This is a genomic window from Streptomyces sp. NPDC037421, assembly GCF_055602105.1.
Map to the genome: position 1 here is coordinate 1 of NZ_JBVJWV010000085.1, position 3,274 is coordinate 3,274.

Genomic DNA, 3,274 nt, shown 5'->3' on the forward strand with positions numbered 1-3,274 from the left:
AGCACCTCGACGAGAAGGTCGCCCGCCTCCACCTGGACGCGCTCGGCGTCAAGCTCACCACCCTGCGCCCGGAGCAGGCCGCGTACATCGGCGTCAAGGTCGAGGGCCCGTACAAGCCCGACCACTACCGCTACTGATCCACCGCTACCGATCCCCGCGGATCCGCAGCACTCCAGGCAGGCCCCCGGCACCCGCGCCGGGGGCCTGCCCCGTACCCAAGGACCAACGCCATGCCCCGCGGCCGCTACTCGCTCCACGACCCGCACGACCACACCCCCCTCGGCGAGGAGCACTTCCACTGCGCCCCCGGCCCCTCCGGCTGGCGCTACGTGGCCCAGCTGACCACCCCGGACGGGGAACACCGCGGCTCGCTGGACCTGGCCATCGACGCCCTCGGCCGCCCCATCCGCCTGGAGGCGAACGCCGCGAGCTGGCAGGTGCGCGGTGCCGCGATCGACGGCGTCACCTGGGTCCGCACCGACCCCGCCGGAGCCGAGGCCACCGAGGGCAACGTCGCCGCCCCCGGCTTCACCGGCAGCTCCCCGGCCTTCCTCATCGCCACGGCCCGTCTGCTGCGCCTGACCCCCGGCGCCCCCGCGACCCGGGTCCGGCTCCTCGCGCTGACCGATCCGGTGCTGGCACCCCGTACGGTCGACCAGGCCTGGGCCCTGCTCTCACGCGCCGAGCACCCGACGGACAGCGGCCCGCTCGTGGTGGACGAGTACCAGGTCACCGCCCTGGACACGGGCGAGGTCCACACCGTGCACATCGCGGGGGACGTGGTCCTCTCGGCGCCGGGCATCGAACTCGAACACCTGGAGACCCCGCCGTCGTCCTTCGACGACCTCGACGTCCTCGACGAACACGAGGACTTCGAGGACTAGGAAGGCGGAGCGAACCCGGTCCCGCGCGTGGTCGGAGGCGGCGCCACGGGTGCCACCGGGGCGGGAGCGGGCACGGGCACGGCCATGGGCAGGGGGGCAGCCACCGGTGCAGGTGCAGGTGCCGGTGCCGGTGCGGGAGGCGCGGCCGGGCCCGCGGCGAAGGCGCGCGCGGCATCCCGCGACTGCCGCTCGTGCACCACCGCCATCAGGAACGCGGCAGCCGGTACCCCGGCCGGCGGCGGCGTCCCGGTCCGGGCCACCACGTCGTCCGCGAGCCGCACCGCCATCGCGGCACCCGTGTGCGGGTCCAGCTGGTTCATCCGCGTCAGGTACTGCCGGATCGCCAGCCACAGCCCGTCCGGCACCGCCGACAGGTCGAGCGCCGCGAACTGCCCGGCCAGCCACGGTGGCGGCGGGGGCACCGGCATCACCCGCGCGCCCGGCACCCGCTCCCGGACCACCAGGGTCCCGGCGAACACGTCACCCAGCCGCCGGCCCCGCTCCGACATCAGCGAGGCGATGCAGGCGACCGCCCCGAAGGTGAGCAGCAGCTCCACGACCCCCATGGCCCCGCGCACCAGCGCGTGCCGGAACCGGATCGGCCCGCCGTCCTCCCGCACCACCCGCAGCCCGCACGCCATCTTCCCCAGCGAGCGGCCGTGGCTCAGCGTCTCCACCGCGATCGGCACGCCGACCACCACCAGCAGGAGGCTCGCCACCGACACCGCGGCCTGCGCGGCGTCGTCGAGGCCGGCCGTCGCCGCCAGCAGCCCGACGATCACCACCACGAACCCGGTGCCGTACACGGCCAGGTCGAGCAGGACCGCCAGGGCCCGGCTCGGCAGCCGCGCCGGCCGCAGACCCAGGACGACCGCGTCTCCCGTCACCAGATCGCTCACCGCGCGCACCTTTCCCCGACCTGACCCGCCCCTGTGCACCCCAGTCTGCCAAGCTGACCGCAGGAGAAGTAAGCCGTATCGGGTGGCCAGGGGCAGGGGAGCGGTAACCGGATGGATCTCGACGTCTTCGTGGCGGCCCACCAGACGGAGTGGGCCCGCCTGGAGCAGCTCCTCGGCCGCGGCCGCCGGCTCACCGGGGCGGAGGCCGACGAACTCGTCGCCCTCTACCAGCGCACCTCCACCCACCTCTCCCTGATCCAGTCGAGCGCCCCCGACCCGATGCTCACGGCCCGGCTCACCCAGCTCGTCGCCCGCGCCCGCTCGACGGTCACCGGCACCCGCCGCGCGAGCTGGCGCGACGCCGCCCGCTTCTTCACCGAAGGCTTCCCCGCCGCCGTCTACCGCAGCCGCCGCTGGTGGATACCCACCGCGCTGCTCTCCACCGCCCTCGGCGTGCTCATCGGCTGGTGGATAGCCACCCACCCCGAGGTCCAGAGCGCCATAGCGACCCCGGAGCACCTCAAGGAGCTGACCCGGCCGGGCGGAGGGTACGAGACCTACTACTCCAGCCACCCGGCGGCCTCCTTCGCCGCGCAGGTCTGGACGAACAACGCCCAGGCCGCCGCCGTCTGCCTGGTCCTCGGCGCCTTCCTCGGGCTCCCGGTCCTGTGGATCCTGTTCCTCAACATGGCGAACCTCGGCGTCGGCCTCGGCCTGATGACCTCCGCCGGCCGCCTCGACGTCTTCCTCGGCCTGATCCTCCCGCACGGCCTCCTCGAACTGACCGCCGTCTTCGTCGCCGCCGGTACGGGCCTGCGCCTCGGCTGGACGGTCATCGACCCGGGCCCCCGCACCCGCCGCACGGCCCTCGCCGAACAGGGCCGCGCCGCCCTCGGCATGGCCATGGGCCTGGCCGCGGTCCTCTTCGTCTCCGGCCTGATCGAGGGCTTCGTGACCCCGTCGGGCCTCCCCACCTGGGCCCGCATCACCATCGGCGTCGTCGCGGAGGCCGCGTTCCTCGTCTACGTCTACGTCCTCGGCGGCCGCGCTTCCCGCGCCGGCGAGGTGGGCGACGTGGAGGAGGCGGACCGCACGGCGACGCTACCGACGGCGGCCTGATGTGCGTACAAGCCGGCTGAGCTGCTAGTCTCCTCGTCGTCCCGCAGACCGTTGACACGGCCGCCGCGGGGAGGTAGATTCGAACGGTTGCCTCGAACTGGACAAGTTCGGCAGCGATGGTTTAAAGTCTCTCTCGCCCCCAAATGGAATTGAATTCCCGTGGGGCACAGTCGACTCCTCATTCAGGAAGCCGAAGCCGGGAAATCCGGTGGAAAACTTCTGATAGAGTCGGAACCGCCGGAAAGGGAAAGCGCGAAAGCGCAGAACCTCGAAAGCACCGAGGAAATCGGACACGAAAGAGTCTGATAGAGTCGGAAACGCAAGAACGAAAGCCCGGAGGAAAGCCCGAGAGGGTGAGTACAAAGGAAGCGT

General features: G+C 72.6%; 4 protein-coding genes. 3 read left to right on the top strand and 1 reads right to left on the bottom strand.

The window, feature by feature from the left end; genetic code table 11:
* Positions 1–137, top strand: a 137-nt coding sequence (locus ACZ7IF_RS39240) for an adenosylhomocysteinase (RefSeq protein WP_388686125.1), incomplete at its 5' end; no start/stop codon positions are given.
* Between the two features lie 93 nt (positions 138–230).
* Entirely contained in the window at positions 231–884 is a 654-nt protein-coding gene (locus ACZ7IF_RS39245; protein ID WP_470981833.1) for a hypothetical protein, read from the top strand.
* On the opposite strand, the gene ACZ7IF_RS39250 is transcribed toward ACZ7IF_RS39245, so the two are convergent.
* Entirely contained in the window at positions 881–1,783 is a 903-nt protein-coding gene (locus ACZ7IF_RS39250) for an RDD family protein (protein ID WP_470981834.1), read from the bottom strand. The genes ACZ7IF_RS39245 and ACZ7IF_RS39250 overlap by 4 nt on opposite strands.
* A gap of 111 nt (positions 1,784–1,894) precedes the next feature.
* Here ACZ7IF_RS39250 and ACZ7IF_RS39255 point away from each other — a divergent pair, with 111 nt between their 5' ends.
* Positions 1,895–2,902: a stage II sporulation protein M gene (locus ACZ7IF_RS39255; protein WP_470981836.1), complete on the top strand. Its 1,008-nt coding sequence runs from the start codon at positions 1,895–1,897 to the stop codon at positions 2,900–2,902.
* Positions 2,903–3,274: the final 372 nt, after the last annotated feature.